19 protein-coding genes are annotated in these 18998 nt (G+C 65.1%); 18 read left to right on the top strand and 1 reads right to left on the bottom strand.

Features of this window, described 5'->3' with window-relative positions; all coding sequences use genetic code 11:
- Positions 1–168 precede the first annotated feature (168 nt).
- The 16 genes from fliL to PI86_RS15660 all read left to right on the top strand — a co-directional run bounded on the left by fliL (position 169) and on the right by PI86_RS15660 (position 15895).
- A complete protein-coding gene (gene fliL, locus PI86_RS03635; RefSeq protein ID WP_052319354.1) occupies positions 169–705 on the top strand; it encodes a flagellar basal body-associated protein FliL in 537 nt (178 codons plus the stop codon).
- A gap of 22 nt (positions 706–727) precedes the next feature.
- Positions 728–1726 (top strand): flagellar motor switch protein FliM, encoded by a 999-nt coding sequence (fliM, locus tag PI86_RS03640; protein WP_039318834.1) that lies wholly within the window; start codon positions 728–730, stop codon positions 1724–1726.
- Entirely contained in the window at positions 1719–2210 is a 492-nt protein-coding gene (fliN, locus tag PI86_RS03645) for a flagellar motor switch protein FliN (protein WP_039318836.1), read from the top strand. Before fliM ends, fliN begins: the two co-directional genes overlap by 8 nt.
- A complete protein-coding gene (gene fliO, locus PI86_RS03650) occupies positions 2207–2749 on the top strand; it encodes a flagellar biosynthetic protein FliO (RefSeq protein WP_039318838.1) in 543 nt (180 codons plus the stop codon). The genes fliN and fliO overlap by 4 nt, the downstream gene beginning before the upstream one ends.
- A gap of 36 nt (positions 2750–2785) precedes the next feature.
- On the top strand, positions 2786–3547 hold the full coding sequence (gene fliP, locus PI86_RS03655) for a flagellar type III secretion system pore protein FliP (RefSeq protein ID WP_014895440.1): 762 nt from the start codon (positions 2786–2788) through the stop codon (positions 3545–3547).
- Between the two features lie 16 nt (positions 3548–3563).
- On the top strand, positions 3564–3836 hold the full coding sequence (gene fliQ, locus PI86_RS03660; protein ID WP_014895439.1) for a flagellar biosynthesis protein FliQ: 273 nt from the start codon (positions 3564–3566) through the stop codon (positions 3834–3836).
- A 28-nt stretch (positions 3837–3864) separates the two neighbouring features.
- Positions 3865–4647, top strand: a complete 783-nt coding sequence (gene fliR, locus PI86_RS03665) for a flagellar biosynthetic protein FliR (RefSeq protein WP_039318842.1) — start codon at positions 3865–3867, stop codon at positions 4645–4647.
- A 183-nt stretch (positions 4648–4830) separates the two neighbouring features.
- On the top strand, positions 4831–6126 hold the full coding sequence (locus PI86_RS03670; RefSeq protein WP_235362680.1) for a TolC family outer membrane protein: 1296 nt from the start codon (positions 4831–4833) through the stop codon (positions 6124–6126).
- Between the two features lie 55 nt (positions 6127–6181).
- On the top strand, positions 6182–7441 hold the full coding sequence (locus PI86_RS03675; RefSeq protein ID WP_039318844.1) for an HlyD family secretion protein: 1260 nt from the start codon (positions 6182–6184) through the stop codon (positions 7439–7441).
- Positions 7442–7507: 66 nt separating this feature from the next.
- Positions 7508–9649, top strand: coding sequence for a peptidase domain-containing ABC transporter (locus tag PI86_RS03680; RefSeq protein ID WP_235362681.1), 2142 nt, complete (start codon positions 7508–7510; stop codon positions 9647–9649).
- Between the two features lie 100 nt (positions 9650–9749).
- On the top strand, positions 9750–10064 hold the full coding sequence (locus PI86_RS03685; RefSeq protein WP_039318846.1) for a hypothetical protein: 315 nt from the start codon (positions 9750–9752) through the stop codon (positions 10062–10064).
- Between the two features lie 111 nt (positions 10065–10175).
- On the top strand, positions 10176–10406 hold the full coding sequence (locus tag PI86_RS03690; RefSeq protein WP_039318847.1) for a hypothetical protein: 231 nt from the start codon (positions 10176–10178) through the stop codon (positions 10404–10406).
- Between the two features lie 216 nt (positions 10407–10622).
- A complete protein-coding gene (locus PI86_RS03695; protein ID WP_039318848.1) occupies positions 10623–11165 on the top strand; it encodes a fimbrial protein in 543 nt (180 codons plus the stop codon).
- Positions 11166–11178: 13 nt separating this feature from the next.
- Positions 11179–12093, top strand: coding sequence for a fimbrial biogenesis chaperone (locus tag PI86_RS03700; protein WP_235362682.1), 915 nt, complete (start codon positions 11179–11181; stop codon positions 12091–12093).
- A gap of 76 nt (positions 12094–12169) precedes the next feature.
- Positions 12170–14839 carry a fimbria/pilus outer membrane usher protein gene (locus tag PI86_RS03705; RefSeq protein ID WP_052319356.1) on the top strand — a complete coding sequence of 890 codons (2670 nt, stop codon included), beginning with the start codon at positions 12170–12172 and terminating at the stop codon, positions 14837–14839.
- 24 nt (positions 14840–14863) lie between these two features.
- Positions 14864–15895: a fimbrial protein gene (locus tag PI86_RS15660; RefSeq protein WP_052319357.1), complete on the top strand. Its 1032-nt coding sequence runs from the start codon at positions 14864–14866 to the stop codon at positions 15893–15895.
- A 14-nt stretch (positions 15896–15909) separates the two neighbouring features.
- Here the strand turns inward: PI86_RS15660 and PI86_RS03715 are convergent, their stop codons facing one another.
- Positions 15910–16554: a response regulator transcription factor gene (locus PI86_RS03715; RefSeq protein WP_039318850.1), complete on the bottom strand. Its 645-nt coding sequence runs from the start codon at positions 16552–16554 to the stop codon at positions 15910–15912.
- 468 nt (positions 16555–17022) lie between these two features.
- Between PI86_RS03715 and PI86_RS03720 the strand changes: the two genes are divergently transcribed.
- Positions 17023–18027: an ABC transporter substrate-binding protein gene (locus PI86_RS03720; RefSeq protein ID WP_014895426.1), complete on the top strand. Its 1005-nt coding sequence runs from the start codon at positions 17023–17025 to the stop codon at positions 18025–18027.
- Positions 18028–18148: 121 nt separating this feature from the next.
- The gene (locus PI86_RS03725) at positions 18149–18946 is read left to right on the top strand and encodes an ABC transporter ATP-binding protein (RefSeq protein WP_014895425.1); all 798 of its coding nucleotides are present in this window, start codon (positions 18149–18151) and stop codon (positions 18944–18946) included.
- The last annotated feature ends 52 nt before the right edge of the window (positions 18947–18998 follow it).

The raw sequence follows: 18998 nt of genomic DNA on the forward strand, positions 1-18998 counted from the left end.
TCATCGCCGTCATCGCGCTGGGCGCGGCGGCTGCCGCCGCGGGCGGCACGTACGTGTTCCCCCGCCGTTCCTACCCTGCATCGAGCCGACACCCGGCCGACAATCGGCTGAGATAGCCGCAAATCCCCCCTCTTTTCCGCCCATCGCGCTCGGCCCGGATGCCGAACAATGCATGCTACGAGACATCACGCACGCATTCACATGGCCTCCACGACCGCAAACCCGACTGCCGACAGGCCGGCTTCGTCCGGCAAGTTCAAGCGCATCGCGCTCATCGCCGTCATCGCGCTGGGCGCGGCGGCTGCCGCCGCGGGCGGCACGTACGTGTTCCTGAGCAAGGCGGGCGTCGGCCATGCGAGCGCGCCCGCCGAACCGGCGCCGCTCGCCGCGCCGGTGTTCTTTCCGCTCGACCCGCTGACCGTGAACCTGCAGTCTGAAGACGGCGTGCAGCACTACCTGCGCGTCGGCCTGTCGCTGAAGCTCACCGACCCGAAGGCGCAGGAGCAGCTGACCGCGCGGATGCCGGAAATCCGCAGCCGGATCCTGCTCGCGCTGTCGAACAAGCATCCCGAGGAGCTCGCGACGCCGGACGGCAAGCATGCACTCGCGAAGGAACTGCGGGACCTGATCGAGCAGCCGACGCAGCCGGGCAATCAGCGCGCGAAGGTCGACGACGTGCTGTTCACCGAATTCGTCGTCCAGTAACGCGGCCGCAAAAGGAGCGCGCATGGGCCACCAGGAGTTCATGTCCCAGGAGGAGGTCGACGCCCTCCTCAAGGGCGTCACGGGCGAAACCGACACGGTCGACGAGAAGCGCGACACGTCGGGCGTCCGCCCCTACAACATCGCGACGCAGGAGCGGATCGTCCGCGGCCGGATGCCCGGCCTCGAGATCATCAACGACCGCTTCGCGCGCTTGCTGCGGATCGGCATCTTCAACTTCATGCGGCGCACGGCGGAAATCTCCGTGAGCCAGGTGAAGGTGCAGAAGTACAGCGAGTTCACCCGCAACCTGCCGATCCCGACGAACCTGAACCTGGTGCACGTGAAGCCGTTGCGCGGCACGTCGCTGTTCGTGTTCGACCCGAACCTCGTGTTCTTCGTCGTCGACAACCTGTTCGGCGGCGACGGGCGCTTTCACACGCGCGTCGAGGGCCGCGATTTCACGGCCACCGAGCAGCGGATCATCGGCAGGCTGCTGAACCTCGTGTTCGAGCACTACACGACCGCGTGGAAGAGCGTGCGGCCGCTGCAGTTCGAATTCGTGCGCTCGGAGATGCACACGCAGTTCGCGAACGTCGCGACGCCGAACGAGATCGTGATCGTCACGCAGTTCTCGATCGAGTTCGGGCCGACGGGCGGCACCCTGCACATCTGCATGCCGTACTCGATGATCGAGCCGATCCGCGACGTGCTGAGCTCGCCGATCCAGGGCGAGGCGCTCGAAGTCGACCGCCGCTGGGTGCGCGTGCTGTCGCAGCAGGTGCAGTCGGCCGAGGTCGAGCTGAGCGCGGATCTCGCCGAGATCCCGTCGACGTTCGAGAAGATCCTGAACCTGCGCGCGGGCGACGTGCTGCCGCTGGACATCGCGGAAACGATCACCGCGAAGGTCGACGGCGTGCCGGTGATGGAATGCGGCTACGGCATTTTCAATGGTCAATATGCGTTGCGCGTGCAGAAGATGATCAGCGCGGGCGAAACGATGAAGGAAGGTGGATATGAGTGAGCTGAACCCGACGCCCGAACTCGACCCGCAGGCGCTCGCCGACGCGGCACTCGCGGAATCGGCTGCGGCCGCGCTGGCGGCACCCGCCGACGCGGAAGAAGATCCGGGCATGGACGACTGGGCTGCCGCGCTCGCCGAGCAGAACCAGCAGCCGGTGCAGGCAGGCGCGACCGGCGCCGGCGTGTTCCAGCCGCTGTCGAAGGCCGCGGCCAGCTCGACGCACAACGACATCGAGATGATTCTCGACATCCCGGTCAAGATGACCGTGGAACTCGGCCGCACGAAGATCGCGATCCGCAACCTGCTGCAGCTCGCGCAGGGTTCGGTCGTCGAGCTCGACGGCCTCGCCGGCGAGCCGATGGACGTGCTCGTGAACGGCTGCCTGATCGCGCAGGGCGAGGTCGTGGTCGTCAACGACAAGTTCGGCATCCGGCTGACCGACATCATCACGCCGGCCGAACGTATCCGGAAGCTGAATCGATGAACGTCGCGAAGCCCGGCCGCCGCGCAATCGCGGCGGCGGTGGCCATCGCCGCATCGCTCGCGTGCGCGCCGGCCGGCGCCGCCGACATGAACGCGGTGAACAACGCCGGCGCGATCGCGTCGGGCGTGATGGTCGGGTCGGCCGCGCCGTCGCTCGGCGTCGGCGCGGTGCTGCAAACGCTGGTCGGGCTCGCGGTCGTGATCGGCCTCGTGTTCGGCTGCGCGTGGCTTGCGCGCCGCTTCGGGTTCCAGCCCGCGCGGCGTGGCGGCCCGCTGAAGGTCGTGTCGAGCGTCGGGCTCGGCGCGAAGGAAAGCGCGACGATCGTGGAGATCGGCGATACCTGGCTCGTGCTCGGCGTCGCGCCGGGCAACGTGCGGCTGCTGCATACGCTGCCGGCCGGCTCGGCTGCGGCTTCGACCGACGCCCCCGCCGGCGCCGCCTCGGCCGAACGCGGCCAGCCCGGCACCTTCGGCGCACGGTTTCGCGACGCGCTCGCGGGCGAAGCCGCGAAGCGCTTCGGACGCGGCAAGGACCGCTGACATGGCGTCGTGCCCTCTTTCCGTTCCTGCATTCCGATGAAACACCAATTCCTGCGTCGCGCGGCGCGCTTCGCGCCCGTGCTGATCCTCGGCCTCGCTCCCGCGCTCGCGTGCGCGCAGGCGGCCGGCCTGCCCGCGTTCAACACGAGCCCGGGCCCGAACGGCGGCACCACCTATTCGCTGAGCGTGCAGACGATGCTGCTGCTCACGATGCTGTCGTTCCTGCCGGCGATGCTGCTGATGATGACGAGCTTCACGCGCATCATCATCGTGCTGTCGCTGCTGCGCCAGGCGCTCGGCACCGCGACGACGCCGCCGAACCAGGTGCTGGTCGGCCTCGCGATGTTCCTCACCTTCTTCGTGATGTCGCCGGTGCTCGACCGCGCCTACACCGACGGCTACAAGCCGTTCTCCGACGGCTCGATGCCGATGGAGCAGGCCGTTCAGCGCGGCGTCGCGCCGTTCAAGACCTTCATGCTGAAGCAGACCCGCGAGACCGATCTCGCGCTGTTCGCGAAGATCTCGAAGGCCGCGCCGATGCAGGGTCCGGAAGACGTGCCGCTGTCGCTGCTGGTGCCCGCGTTCGTCACGAGCGAGCTGAAGACCGGCTTCCAGATCGGCTTCACGATCTTCATCCCGTTCCTGATCATCGACATGGTCGTCGCGAGCGTGCTGATGTCGATGGGGATGATGATGGTGTCGCCGTCCACGGTGTCGCTGCCGTTCAAGCTGATGCTGTTCGTACTGGTCGACGGCTGGCAGCTCCTGATCGGCTCGCTCGCGCAGAGCTTCACGTAAGCGGAGGAATCGCGCGATGACGCCCGAACAGGTGATGACGCTGGCGCACCAGGCAATGGTGGTCGGCCTGCTGCTCTCCGCCCCGCTGCTGCTGGTCGCACTTGTGGTCGGCCTCGTCGTGAGCCTGTTCCAGGCCGCGACGCAGATCAACGAATCGACGCTGTCGTTCATCCCGAAGCTGCTCGCGGTGGCCGCGACGCTGGTGATCGCCGGCCCGTGGATGCTGACGACGATGCTCGACTACCTGCGGCAGACGCTGCTGCACGTCGCGACGCTCGGCGCCGGCTGACCGGCGCGCACGGCACGCTTCGACCGCGATGTTCACGGTTACCTACGCGCAGCTCAACGGCTGGCTGACCGCCTTCCTGTGGCCGTTCGTGCGGATGCTCGCGCTCGTCGCGACGGCGCCCGTGGTCGGCCACGCGGCCGTGCCGGTGCGCGTGAAGATCGGCATCGCCGCGTTCATGGCGCTGGTCGTCGCGCCGACGCTCGGCGCGATGCCGGCCGTCACCGTGTTCTCCGCGCAGGGCATCTGGATCGTCGTCACGCAGTTCCTGATCGGCGCCGCGCTGGGCTTCACGATGCAGCTCGTGTTCGCGGCCGTCGAGGCGGCCGGCGACTTCATTGGCCTGTCGATGGGGCTCGGCTTCGCGACCTTCTTCGACCCGCATTCGAGCGGCGCGACGCCCGTGATGGGCCGCTTCCTGAACGCAATTGCGATGCTCGCGTTCCTCGCGGTGGACGGCCACCTGCAGGTGTTCGCGGCGCTCGCCGCGTCGTTCCAGTCGCTCCCGGTGTCGACCGATTTGCTGCACGCGCCCGGCTGGCGCACGCTCGCCGCGTTCGGCGCGACCGTGTTCGAGATGGGGCTGCTGCTCGCGCTGCCGGTGGTCGCGGCGCTGCTGATCGCGAACCTCGCGCTCGGGATCCTGAACCGCGCGGCGCCGCAGATCGGCATCTTCCAGATCGGCTTTCCCGTCACGATGCTGGTCGGGCTGTTGCTCGTGCAACTGATGATCCCGAACCTCGTGCCGTTCGTGTCGCACCTGTTCGCCATGGGGCTCGTTGCGATGGGAAGGGTGCTGGTCGGGTGGCGGTAGCGGGCCACGCCAGCTTCCGACCGGTATCGGATGAGCCTCATTCGAAAATGGACGAACTGCGATATCACTGTGAAAGGCGACACTGAATAATTCGTTCCATTAAGGACGAAGCAGAGATCGCTACGTGTTCGACGAGACCGTCGCCACGTGCTGTTACAGATGATATTCAGTCGACTCATACCATTGCTCGCCGCGCTCGGATGGCTTGCGGCTGCATTGCCGACCCAGGCGGCTACCCTGCTCGATGCGGTGAATGCTGCCCGCACATTCGATTCCGGTGTGGCCGCCGCGCGCGAGGCCCGGCTCGCAGGCCGGGAAAAGCGCTGGCAGGGCTTGGCCGGCTTGTTGCCGCGTGTGCAGCTCGAAGGCAGCTATACGAGGCAGGATCAGCCCACCGCGGCGTATGCGGCGGCCGTTCGGCGCCACAACATGGCCGCCACGCTCACGCAGCCCATTTTCGACATGACGCGGATCGCCGATTTCAGGCGTGGCGGCGCACTGTCGGACCAGGCCGAGGTCGAATACGAGAAAGCCGAACAGGCGTTGCTCGTCGACGTCTCCGACGCGTACTTCGACACGCTGTACTCACGCGACGTGCTGCAGGCGTCTGACGCTGCACAGCTGGCCTTCCAGAAGCAACTCGATCAGGCGCAGGCTGCGCTGGAACTCGGCGACGGCACGCGAACCGACGTCGACGAAGCGCGAGCGAATCTGGACGACGCGCTCGCACGCAAGGTCGGCGCGCAGACGGACCTCGAAATCGCCGGCGGCACGCTGCGACGGCTCACCGGGCTGGCGCCGGGCGACATCGCGCCGATCGCGTGGCAGTGCAGCGCGCCGGCGGTGCCCGTGGATCTCGCGACTGCGGTGGACGAAGCCGCCCGCTTCAACGTTGACGTACGTATCGCGGAGAAGCAGTTGAATCAGTCCGGCGCCGACGTCGTTGCCGCGACGGGCGCCAACCTGCCCGTTGTCAATCTGCAGGCGAGCTACGGGACGAACTGGAGCCGGGGCGCCGATCAGAACGGTCTGGACGACATTTTCGGGACAACGTCGAAGACGCGCTCGTCCGTGATCGGTGTGACCGTAACGATCCCTTTGTTTGCCGGTGGCGGTCAGTTGTCAGCCAGCCGTGAAGCCTACCGACGGCGCAACCAGGCGCGTGATGCGCTCGAAGACGCCCGTCGCAAGGCGCGCGAACGCGCACGCAGCGCGCATCTCGGCATCACCAACGGCCTGGCATTGATCCGCGCTCGAGAGCGTGCGCTCGCGTCCGCGGCCGGCATGGTTCAGTCGACCCATCATGGTCGTGAAGTGGGACTGCGTACGCAGATCGATGAACTGAACGCCCAGCAGCGCTACTTCGAGGCGACCCGTGACCTCGCGGAATCCCGCTATCGCTATCTGCGCGCGCGGTTGCAGCTGTCCGCCGCGCTCGGCACGCTCAGCGACGTCGACATGTCCGCTATCGCTTGCTGAGCGGCCAGCTCCCTTTCCGTATCTCCTCCAATCGATCACTGTGTCCCGGTGGCCCATGACTGATTCATTGTTCCGGCAGGAAGCGCTCGACGCGACCAAGCACAAGCTGATGGGCACCGTCAGCCTTTATTCGCCCCCGTGGCGCTGGTTGATGATCGGTGTCGCGACTGCGCTCACGCTCACGATCGTCGCGTTTCTCGTGTTCGGTACGTACACGAAACGCGAGCGCGTCGAGGGCCAGTTGCTGCCTGCGAGGGGGCTGCTGTCGGTAGCGCCGCCGATGATGGGTACCGTAATCGACCTGCGGGTGCGCGAAGGTCAGACCGTAGCGGCCGGCGACGAGCTGATGGCGGTGTCCGCCGAAGTGGCAACGGAGCTCGGCGGTACGCGCGAGACGGTCGGTCGACAGCTGAAGTTCCAGCGTTCGCGCCTCGAGACCGACCTTGCGAGCCAGTCGCAACTGAGCGGCGAGGCGCGGCGCGGCCTGCTGGCGCGTGCGACGGCGCTGGACGATCAGCTTGCACAAATCGCGCTGCAAAAGAACCAGCGGACGCGCCAGGTCGAACTCACCGAGCGTCAGCTCGACAAGCTGCAATCGATGCGTGAGCAAGGCTACGCGTCGAACAGCCAGGTCGAACAGCAAGAAGGCGTGTTGCTCGACGCCCGGGCCAGGCTGCAGGATCTCGCGCGCCAGCGGCTTGAGGTCACGCAGCAGCTCGACCAGGCCCGACAGCAGCTTCGGGAACTGCCGCTCAACGCGCGCAACCAGCAGAACGACATCGAGCGGAAGCTCGCCGAGGTCGATCAGTCGATCGCGGAAAACGAGGCGCGCCGCGCGGCAATTCTGCGCGCGCCGCAGGCAAGCGTCGTCGCCGCGCTGCTGGCGAAGCCCGGGCAGATCGTCAACGCCGGCCAGTCGGTCGTGTCGCTGCTGCCACAAGGAGCGCTGCTGGAGGCGCAGCTGATGGTACCGAGCCGAGCGATCGGGTTCGTGAGGACCGGTGCGCGCGTCGTGTTGCGCTACGAAGCCTACCCGTTCCAGAAATTCGGCCAGCAGTTCGGGCGCGTGACCGAAGTGTCGCGCACCGCGTTGTCACCGCAGGAGGTCTCGAACCTCACTGGCCGCAGCAACGTGCAGGAGCAGCTTTACCGCGTGATCGTGGCACTCGACCGCCAGGACATCGACGCATACGGCAAGCACGAACAATTGCGCCCCGGCATGGCGCTGGAGGCCGATGTGCTGATCGACAAACGCAGGCTGATCGAGTGGGTACTCGAGCCGCTATACGCACTCGGCCGACGGACTTCCGCATGACGGCAGGACCACGCCCCTGTCACGCACACACGCATTCGCTACGGAGCTGATTGAACGATGAAATGGATGGATGCCCTGCAGTTCGGCTGGCGCCGCCGCTTGCCTAACATGCTGCAGACCCAGGCGGCCGAATGCGGACTGGCCTGTGTCGGTATGGTTGCGGGCTATTTTGGCCACGACATCGACCTGGTCAGCCTGCGTCGCCGCTTCCCCCCGTCGCTGAAGGGTGCGACGCTCGGCGACGTGATGCTGATTGCGCACCGTCTCGGCCTCGCGTCGCGCGCGCTGCGGCTCGAGATCGACGAGCTGGCCAAATTGCGCCGCCCGTGCATCCTGCATTGGGACATGAACCACTTCGTGGTGCTGAAGTCCGTGTCGCGCGGCAAGATCACGATCCACGATCCGGCGCGAGGCATCCGCGACGTTCCGCTCGCGGAGGTTTCGGAGCACTTCACCGGTGTCGCGCTGGAGCTGATGCCGTCGCCTTCGTTCAAGCGTGCGCAGGCACGCGAGTCGATTTCGATGGCGAAGCTGATCGGCAGTGTGACCGGCATTCGCGCAACGTTGGCACAAGTCCTGCTGCTGTCGGCGGCACTGGAGGTGTTCGGCATTGTCACGCCGTTCTACATGCAGTGGGTGATGGATCAGGTGCTGGTGTCGGCCGACGCCGACCTGCTCACCCTGCTCGGCATCGGCTTTTTGCTCGTTGTACTGTTCCAGAACGCAGTGTCGGCGCTGCGCTCGTGGGTGGTGACGTGGTTCTCCAGCCTGCTCGGCGTGCAATGGACGGCGAACGTCTGCGCGCACCTGTTCAAACTGCCGATGACGTATTTCGAACAGCGTCACATCGGCGACGTGGTGTCGCGGTTCGGCGCGATCGGCTCGATTCAGAGCACGCTGACCACGCAATTCGTCGGCGCGCTACTCGACGGCGTGATGGCGATCGTCACGCTCGCGATGCTGTTCCTCTACAGCACCACGCTGACGTGGCTCGTGCTCGGCCTGTTCGCCACGTACGGGTTGATCCGATGGGTCGCGTACCGGCCGTTCCGGCAGGCGAACGAGGAACAGATCATCTACGATGCACGCGCGCAGTCGAACCTGCTCGAGTCGATCCGCGGCGTGCAGGCAATCAAGCTCGCGAACAAGCAGGAAGCGCGCGTCGCGACCTATGCGAATGCGGTCGTCGAGACCACCAACAGGAACGTCGCGATCCAGCGGCTGTCGATCGGCTTCTCGACGCTGCAGGGCGTCATTTCCGGCGCGGGCCGCGTGATACTGGTATGGCTGGCCGCCAGGCAGGTTCTCGACGGGCAGCTCTCGGCGGGGATGCTCGTCGCGTTCGTCAGCTTTGCCGACCAGTTCATGGCGCGCGGCGCGGGCCTCATTGGCGCGGTCATCGATTTCCGCATGCTGCGCCTGCACGGCGAACGTCTCGCCGACATCGTGCTGACCGACGTCGAGCCCGACATGGAAGCGAAGGTTCCACGCGAACCGGCGCGCGCGGGCCGCGATCCGGCGCCGTCCATCGAAGTGTCCGGCGTGAGCTTCCGCTACGCGGAAACCGAGCCGTGGGTACTCGAAGATTGCTCGTTCTCCATCGCGCCTGGCGAATCGGTCGCACTCGTCGGCCCGTCCGGCCAGGGCAAGACGACGATGGCGAAGCTTCTGCTCGGCCTGCTGACGCCGGAACAAGGCAGCGTGATGATCAACGGTACCGACATCCGCAAGCTCGGGCTGCATGGGTATCGCGAACAGATCGGTTGCGTGATGCAGGACGACATCCTGTTCGCCGGCTCGATCGCCGACAACATCTGTTTTTTCGATCCGCAGCCCGATCAGGCGCACATCGAAGAGGCCGCGCGGCTCGCGCAGATTCACGACGACATCAACGCGATGCCGATGGGATACCAGAGCCTCGTCGGAGACATGGGTTCGTCCCTGTCTGGCGGCCAGTGCCAGCGCGTGCTGCTCGCCCGTGCGTTTTATCGCAAGCCTGCGATCCTGATCCTTGACGAGGCGACGAGCCATCTCGACGTCGAGCGCGAACGGCTCATCAGCGATGCGGTGCGGGCGATGAATGTCACGCGGATCATCGTCGCGCACCGCCCGGAAACCATTCGCAGCGCGGACCGGGTCGTCCGGCTGGCGCAGGGCAGCGCGCATGAACTCGACCTCGGCGCATTGTTCGCGCCACAACCGGCATAGCGCGGTACCGCGCACGTCATTCCCGCTGCATACGGCAGCGGCGGCCGCTACCGGTCCGGCCCGCAAAGACCGGTAACACGTTACTTTAAGGAGAACGAAAGTGCGTGAATTGACCACGATGGAAATCGATGAAGTGAGCGGCGGCGGATTCTTTAGCCGCATGGGGGCAGTGGGGCTGAGTGGTTTGACCGGCCTCATCTCCGGACTGGCCAAGGGTGCCGTGGTAGGTGGCTCACAGGGTGGCCTGCTCGGCGTCGGCCTGATCACCGGCGCCGCCGGCATGATCATTGGCGCGGTGGCCGGCACCATCAGCGGTGTCGTCTATGGCGCGATCAACGACGAGAAGCAAACGGTCAAGATCTTCAACACGATGATGGAAAACATCTTCGACTGGCTGGCACCGAGCCCGAAGTAATGATCGAAACGTTCGGCCCGGGTTTTCCATGGGCAGGACCGTGTCTGGAGCCCCACGGCACGCACCGTCGAGCAATGGGGCTCGTTTCCAACTCAACCGTACGAGTGAATCATGCGTGAACTGAATCTTACCGAACATGCGGACGTTTCAGGTGGACTGACGAGCAGGGACGTGCAGGACTGGATCTCGAACATCCTCCGGCCGAAACCCCCGGGCGACTACGTCAATCCGTTTCCGAGCGATAGCGCCAATATGAACGTGGTAGAGACGATCGGAAAGTTCGTCGTCGCGGCGGCGCTGACAGGCATCGCCGTCATGTTCCGGTTTGCCATGAGGCGGTAAGTGGCCGCCCCGGAAAAATTCCCTGCGATCGATACGATTCGCAGTCCTGTGTTACTGATCGTTTGGTAGATGACAAAGCTCCATTCGTCGCAGTTCAAGATTCATTTCTGGACGAATTACGATTGTGAGCCGTGTTTTCATCGATGTAAATTTTACGAGCCGAAACAATCAAAAGTCGGTGCTTCATTTCCAGAGACTTTCTAAGGAAACCAAAACATGAGCAAGAAACTTACCCTGGCGTCGATCGCGACGGCAATCGTGGCATTCGCACCGCTGGCAGCGCACGCCTATGACGGCACCGTGACCTTCTCCGGCGCACTGAGCGGCGCGTCATGCGAAATCAAGGTCAACGGTGCCGACAACAACGGCACGGTCCAGCTTCCGACGGTAGGCGCGGCCCAACTGGGGAGCAAGGGCAAGGTGTCGGGCGCGACGAACTTCGCGATTGAATTGAGCAAGTGCCAGAACGCAGGCAATTCGGTTCGCGCATTCTTCGAAGCCGGCCCGAACGTCGACAACTCGGACGGCACGCTGATCAACCGCGCGGCAACCAGCGCCGCGACGAATGTCGCGGTGCAGTTGCTCGACACATACGGCGCCGAGCTGAAGGTCGGTGACGACAGCCAGCGCACCGTTACCCCCGTCGCGCTCAAGGATGGTGCCGCGAAGCTCGTCTATGGCGCGCAGTACTACGCGAAGGACGAGACGACTGCAGGTAGCGTGAGCACGTCGGTTACGTACTCGATCGACTACCTGTAAGCCTCGGCGCACATTGGCGGGCCGCACGGCAACACCGCCCGATCTGCACGGATGCCGTGCAGGCCCGCCAGTGTCGGCGCATTGCCCGATGGACGTCAGCTGCACACCGCGGGAAACACCGCTTGACGGCGTTTCCCGCCCATTGAGTTTTCGCACCATGCTTCCAATTTTCTCGTTCATGTCGCGTCGCGTCGCGACATGTATTTGCATCGCGCTCGCTTGCTACGCGCAGCAGGCGACGGCAAGCGTCATCATTTCCGGCACACGCGTGATCTATCCGGCGGGCGATCGTGAAATCACCGTCAAGATGGACAACACCGGCAAGCAACCGGCGCTCGTGCAGGCATGGATCGACGCCGGGGATCTCAAGTCACGCCCAGGCACCGTGAAGGTACCGTTCGTGCTGATGCCGCCCGTATTCCGCATCGATCCCGCCAAAGGGCAAACGGTCAGAATCGTCTATACCGGCGATCCGCTTCCGCAGGACAAGGAGTCCGTATTCTGGCTGAATGTGCTCGACATTCCGCCGAAAGTTGAAGAATCGTCGTCGACGACCGCGCTGCAGCTCGCGTTTCGCTCGCGGATCAAGCTGTTTTTCCGGCCGGCCGGGCTTGACGGCGATGGCGCGGCGGCTGCGGCGAAGGCCATCGAGTGGTCCATCGTGCCATCCGACGACAGCAAAGGCCATGTGTTGCGTGCGACCAATCCGTCGCGGTTCAACATCACCGTGCTGAGCGCGCGAGTCGAACACGACGGCCACACGTTCACCACGAAAGACGGCGCAATGATCGCGCCTGGCGCATCTCTGACGTTCGCATCCGACGCCCCTCTTCCCCATCTGCCGGCCGGCACGAAGCTCGGCTACTCGACGATCAACGACTTCGGCTCCGAGGCGAAGTGGGAAGCGGCGATCACGCCTGCGCCCTGACGCCAAACGAGCGGGCCACGCCCACAGTGTCGCGCCGGCCGCCGGCACGTTCATACCGACTATCAGGAACACAATCATGGAACACGCATGCCGCGCGGCGACGCCGCGCGCGGGCCCGTCTGCGCCCGCTCTGCGCCGCTCGTGCGCGATGGTGCTGTTCGCGTGTTCTGCGATGCCGCTCGGCGTCGCCGCGAACACGCTCGCGCCCACCCCGGACCCGCACCCCGGGCTCGGGGAGCGCACGGCCAAGCAGCACACGCCGCTGGGCGTGCGATTCAATCCGGACTTCGTGCTGTCCGAGCCCGGCAGCGAGATCGATCTTTCGCGCTACGAACAAGGCAACCCGGTCTGGCCCGGCCAATATCGCGTCGATCTCTATCTGAACGGCACGCTGCTCGATCGCGACGACGTGACGGTGCGGGAAGTGGGCAGCGGCGTCACGAAGGTCTGTGTCGCACGCGGGCTGCTCGACAAGTTCAGCCTCGACCTCGGCCGCATTCCGGCCGAACAGCTCGCGACGCTCGACGATGCCGGCGCATGCGTGTCGCTCGACGAACTGGTGCCCGGTGCGTCGTTGTCGCTCGATCCTGCGGCCGCGCGCGTCGACGCCCAGATCCCGCAAGCACTTCTGCGCCGCACCGCTCGCGGCTATGTCGACCCGTCGATGTGGGACCGCGGCGTTACCGCCGGGATCTTCGGCTACAACGCGAACGTCTACCGCAACGTATCGCACGGTGACAGCGCGAACTCCGCGTATCTCGGCGTAAATGCAGGCCTTAACATCGGCGGCTGGTACTTCCGGCACGATGGCGCGCTGAACTGGCAACAGCGCGAAGGCCGGAACTACGGCGCCATCAATACCTACGTGCAGCGTGACCTGAAGGCCCTCAACGCACGGGTCCGGCTCGGCGATGCGAACACTTCCGGCGAGGTGTTCGACACCTTCGCCTTCCGCGGCGTGCAGATTGCGACCGACGACCGGATGTGGCCCGACTCGCAGCGCGGCTACGCGCCAGTCGTTCGAGGCATCGCTAATTCGAATGCGCGCGTGACGGTACGCCAGAAAAGCGCGGTCATCTACGATACGTCGGTGCCGCCCGGCCCGTTCGTGATCGACGACCTGTATCCGACCGGCTATGGCGGCGATCTCGACGTGACCGTCACCGAGGCGGATGGCAGCGAGCGCAGCTTCAAGGTGCCGTACGCGGCGGTCCCGCAGTCGCTGCGCCCCGGTCGGAGCCGGTTCAACTTCGTCGCCGGCACGGTGCGTGACCGGAGCCTGTCGCACATGCCGCGCATCGTGCAGGCGACCTATACGCGCGGCATCGATAACCTGCTGACGCTGTACGGTGGTGTGCTCGCAAACGAGAACTATCAGAACGTGCTGCTGGGCGGCGCATTCAACATGCCGATCGGTGCGCTGGCAATCGACATGTCCGGCGCATTCACGTCGAAGTCCGGTCAGCACATGAACGGGACGAGCGTGCGCGTCACATACAGCAAGACGATCGAGGCGACGAACAGCAGCATATCGATCGCCGCGTACCGCTTCTCGTCTTCCGGCTACCTCGATCTGAACAATGCGATGGCGTTCGTCGACAACGTGCAGCGCGGTCTGACGGACGTCGCCGCGGTGCCTGCGTGGCGCGCGCGCAATCGCGTGTCGCTCACGGCGAGCCAGCGTCTCGGCGAGCGCGGCGGCCAACTCTACGTGAGTGGTTACACGCAGAACTACTGGGGGCGCGGCGGCACCGACACGCAGTTCCAGGTCGGCTACAGCAACCGCTATCGCGTGTTCGACTACAACCTGTCGGCGAACCGCGCGCGCGCGTTCTCCGGCATCACCGATACCCAGTACATGCTGACCGTGTCGATGCCGCTCGGGCCGAAGGTGCGTGCGCCACGGATGAGCGTCAATGTGGCACGCGAAGGCACGAGCGGCGTCACGTCGATGGCGAGCGTCACCGGCCTGATCGGTGCCGGCAGCGAGGGCAGCTATTCGGTGTCGGCGGCGCGCAATGCCGGCCCGACCTATGCCGGCAACGTCGCCGCCCAGTACCGAACGCCATACACGGCGGTTCATGGCGCGTTCGGCAGGGGAAGCGGCTACGGGTCAGCATCGCTCGGCCTGAGCGGTGCGATCGTCGCGCATCCGGGCGGCGTGACGGCGACGCCGTATGCATCCGACACGATGGCGATCGTCGAGGCGCCGCGTGCGCACGGTGCGACGGTGTCGGGCTATGGCGGCGTCCGGCTCGATCCGCGTGGCTACGCGGTCGTGCCATACCTGAGTCCCTATCGGCTGAACGCGATCGAGATCGATCCGCGAGGCCTGCCCGCCGACGTCGAGCTGCAATCGACGAGTCAGCAGGTCGCGCCGCACCACGGTGCGATCGTGATGCTGCGCTATCCGACCGTCACGGGGCGCCCGGTTCTGATCCAGACGCAGGCGTCCGACGGCACGGAGCTGCCGCTGGGCGCGCCGGTGTTCGACAGCGCAGGTAACAACGTCGGGATGGTGTCGCAGGGCGGGCAGATCTACGCGCGGCTGTCGGGGCCGCGCGAGCAGCTGACCGTGAAATGGGGTCATGCCGATGCATGGCAATGTTCGATCAAGGTCGCATTACCGTCGCTCGACGAGCGTGCGATGCCCGCGGGTATCGAGCGCCTCAGCGCGCCGTGTGAAATCGACGAAAAGCGCGCCGGCGTCACCGGCGAGCGCGCGCAACGGCGAGCGTCCGCTTGACCGAGGATGGCAGGAGAAAATTCAATGAAACGCAACACGATGAAAAGGATACGGGGCCGCAGCGGGTACGGCGTGACGCTACTGCGAGCGATCGCGGCAACGCTGCTGCTCGGGGCGGCCGGCATCGGGGCCGCTCAGGCGGCCACGGTCGCGAAGTGCGAGTCCCTGACGGGCGGGAAACTCACGACTTTGCCCGCAAATCTGAAGATCGCGTCGGATGCGCCGATCAATACAGTCCTGTGGAAGCAGAGCGGAATCCAGATTTCTGCAAGGTGCTGGCAGGTGCTGCCTTTGTCGGGCAACATGGAAGCGGTGTTCTACCGCTACCGGGACGATCCGAAGCTCATCGCCAACGGGCTCGCGCTTTACGTGACCTTCAACGGCAATCGCGGACACGGGGATGCGACGATTCCGACCGGGACGATGATCCCGCGGACCGGCGAGGCGCGGATAACGACGACCGTCGACGTCGAGTTGGTCAAGATCGGTCCGACGCCGTCCACGCCAACGGATTTCCCGCTGAGGTCGGTGCTGGTCGGGATGATCGCCGCGCCGGATGAACGGTCCGATAGTGCGCGCTATATGTTGTTCGGTTTCGAGAACGTCTCGTTCCAGCAAACGACCTGCACGACGACGACCCCTTCGCTCCAGGTGGAACTCGGCACGCACACGCTAGGCAAGGCGGGCGGGATCGGCTCCGGCATTGGCTCGACGTCGCCGTCGAAGGATTTCGCGGTCGGGATTCAGTGCGATTCGGGCGTTGCCGGCGACTTCGTCGTCAACATGATGCTCGAGGGCAATGCACTTGACGCAGCGAACGGCGTGTTGGCGCTGTCGTCCGGGACCAAGGCGACCGGCGTGGGGATTCAGTTGCTCAAGCACGACGGCCAGCCGGTGCAGCTCGGTACGCCGTGGCAAATCGCTGATTCGCCGTCGTCACAGTCCAGGTCGTCGAACTTCTCGGTACCGCTGTCTGCCCGCTACTACCAGGCAGACATGACCGCCAAACCGGGCACTGCCAATGGCGCGGCTACGTTTACGATCATCTACCGATAATGTGGAGGGCGCCGTTAGATCAACCCGTTCTCGTATGCATAGCGCAGCAGGTGAACGTTCGTCTCGGCCTGCAGCTTTCGCATCGCCGTGTGCTTCTGCGTCGAAATGGTACTCACCGAGGAGCCGAGTTGCTTGGCGATGCTGTCGAGCGAATGACCCGCAGCGAACAGGCGTACGACGTCCAGCTCCTTTCGGCTGAGCTCGGACTGAACACGGTCGGGCAGCGCCCCGGTCTGCGCGATGATCGAGCGAATCGTCGGGGAGAAATAGCGGGTGCCGCCCGAGCACAGGTAGCGGCACGCGCGGACGACCTCCTCAGCCGCATCCTCCTTGCTGACGATGGCGCTCACACCGAGCTTCGTCGCGGCCGCGAACACGCTCGGATTCGATTGAGCGGTGAACAGTATGCGTCGGGCATCCGGCACGATCTCGCGCAGCTTGCGCAGCAACATGAATCCGTCGAGTGCCCTGTCCCCCGTGCTCATCGCAAAATCGGAGATGACGATGTCGGCAGGTGCTCGTGTCAACGATTCGACGAGCATCGCACCGCTGTTGCTGCAATGCAAAATGCGATAGGCGGGAGGCCAATGCGGCAGGCTCTTGAGCCAATCCGCCACGATGGGATGATCGTCTGCGATCGCGATGGTAATTGCGGTCATGAAGCAAGTCCCAAGTCCCGACAATGTTAAATAGATAAAAAGAAGGTTAATGCCATTTTTTAACCCTCCTAAAAAAAGCCAAATGTTAATACCTCGATACTATTAATAAAATAGTACTTGTACGATTAATATCGAGATAGAGCGTTGCCTCAGGAAGAGAATCTCCGGCGTGATCGCGTTATTCCGATGCTCGATTGACTCGCGAAGCGGCACGCGTCGGGTCTTGCTGCCACATCGGCGACAAGACCAGCGCGGACACACATAGGCGACCTGATGGCTCTGCCGATGCCTGCGCGGCGCACCGCGCATGGCAAGCGGCGGATGCTGGTTGCTTCGACGAGATTGCTGGAAAACCCCTAAAGGAATCGCCCGCCCGCGAAAGGTACCGGAAGGTTTCGCCTCCCTATACTCGTCGTGACGATGCAGCAAGCATCGCGCCAGACGAATACAACGAAGGAGACGACCCCGATGCGACCCATCCTGCGCACCCTCGCCGTTGCGGCCAGCCTGAGCTGCGCGCTCGCCGCTCACCCCGCTTTCGCCGATGACGGCGGCAAGATCACGATCATGGTCGGCGGGATCGCGAAGCTGATCTACCTGCCCGCGCGGCTCACGCAGGAACTCGGCAACTTCAAGGCTGAAGGGCTCGACGTCGAGCTGCTGTCGCAGCCGGCCGGCGTCGACGCCGAGAACGAGCTGCTGGCGGGCGCCGTGCAGGGTGTCGTCGGCTTCTACGACCATACGATCGACCTGCAGAGCAAGGGCAAGGACGTGAAGGCGATCGCCGTGTTCGGCCAGGTGCCGGGCGAGGTCGAGATGGTGTCGACCAAGGCCGCGCCCACGTTCAAGTCGATGGCCGACGCGAAAGGCAAGACGCTCGGCGTGACGGGCCTCGGCTCGTCGACCAGCTTCCTCACGCAATACCTGGCGCTGCAGCACGGCGTGCCGTCGACGCAGTACACGATGCTGCCGGTCGGCGCCGACGCGAGCTTCATCGCCGCGATCAAGCAGGGCCGGATCGACGCCGGGATGACGACCGAACCGACGGTGTCCGCGCTCGAGAAGATGGGCGAGGCAAAGGTAATGGTCGACATGCGTACCGTCGACGGCACGCGCGCCGCGCTCGGCGGCACCTACCCGGCCGCGAGCCTCTACGTGCAGTCGGCGTGGGCCGATTCGCACAAGGCGGAAGCCACCAAGCTCGCGCACGCGTTCGCGAAGACGATGCAGTTCATCCACACGCACAGCGCCGAGGAAATCGCCGCGAAGATGCCGGCGGACTACCAGAAGGACAAGAGCCTGTACGTGGCCGCGCTGAAGGCGTCGCTGCCGATGTACACGGCCGACGCGAAGATGCCGGCCGACGGCCCGGCAACCGTGCTGAAGGTGCTGTCGGCGTTCAATCCGTCGGTGAAGGGCAAGCATATCGACCTGGCACGCACCTATACCAACGATTTCGTGAACGCGAAGTAATCGATATCGGTACAGGCGCCGGCGGCGGCGATCCCGCCGCCGCGCGTTCCCCGTTCCGGTCCGGCTGACCGGCCCGGCGTCGCCACGATGCGACGCCCTCTTCACCCGCAGGACAAACGCGATGAACCAGGCAGTTTCCCCGAGCACACCGGCGATCGAGTTTCGCAATGTGTCGTGCCGCTTCATTTCGCCGGAAGGCAAGGCCACCGTCGCGCTGCGCGACTTCAGCATGAGCGTCGCGCGCGGCGAGTTCATCGCGATCGTCGGGCCGACCGGCTGCGGCAAGTCGACCACGCTGAACATGATCACCGGGCTGCTCAAGCCGGTGTCGGGCGAGGTGCGCGTGATGGGCCGCCCGGTCGACGGGATCGACCCGCGCATCGGCTTCGTGTTCCAGGCCGACGCCGTGTTCCCGTGGCGCAACGTGATCGACAACGTCGCGGCAGGCCCGCTGTTCCGCGGCCGCTCGAAGGACGTCGCGTACACGCAGGCCGAGGAATGGATCCGCAAGGTCGGCCTCGACAAGTTCACGAAGCACTACCCGCATCAACTCTCCGGCGGGATGAGAAAGCGCGTCGCACTCGCGCAGACCTTCATCAACCAGCCGGAAATCCTGCTGATGGACGAGCCGTTCTCCGCGCTCGACATGCAGACGCGCACGCTGATGCAGGACGAACTGCTGCAGCTGTGGTCCGCGAACAAGGGCTCGGTCGTGTTCGTCACGCACGATCTCGAGGAGGCGATCGCGCTCGCCGACCGCGTGTTCGTGCTGACCGCGCGCCCCGCGACGCTCAAGCGCGTGTACGAGATCGACCTGCCGCGCCCGCGCGTCACGTCGGAGATCCGCTACGACCCGCGCTTCATCGAGATTTCCAAGGACATCTGGCACGACCTGCGCGAAGAAGTGCAGATCGGCTGACGCACACGCCCCACGGCACGCAATGGCAAGAAACAGCAAGGACAGGAGCATG

Source organism: Burkholderia sp. A9 (assembly GCF_000801975.1).